Annotated in this window: 1 protein-coding gene; it reads left to right on the forward strand. The window is 62.1% G+C overall.

Translation table 11 applies throughout. The annotated features are described in order from the left end of the window. Window positions 1-290 (forward strand): histidine kinase (locus BN1800_RS39925; RefSeq protein WP_244564844.1); only part of this gene is annotated, 290 nt, incomplete at both ends.

Below are 290 nucleotides of genomic sequence, written 5' to 3' on the forward strand. Positions count from 1 at the left end.
CTCGCCTTCCCCATGAATGAACAGGATCGTGAGGCGATCCAGATCGTGACGGATCAGCTCGCCGCCTTTCTGGCAGCAGAGAGCCAGCGCATTCTTCGCGAGCAACTGACATCCGACCTCCAGGCACGCGAGCGCGACCTGGCGCGATTGATCGAGGCAATGATCGGCGCGCAGGAGCAGGAGCGGCGCAGGATTGCCTATGACCTCCACGACGGCGTCGCGCAGTCTTTGGCGAGCCTGCTGTTTCGGTTGGAAGCCGCGGTGGTTGCCATGGAAGATACACAATCGGC

Origin of the sequence: Rhizobium sullae (assembly GCF_900169785.1) — a bacterium.
In the GTDB taxonomy this organism is placed as follows: domain Bacteria; phylum Pseudomonadota; class Alphaproteobacteria; order Rhizobiales; family Rhizobiaceae; genus Rhizobium; species Rhizobium sullae.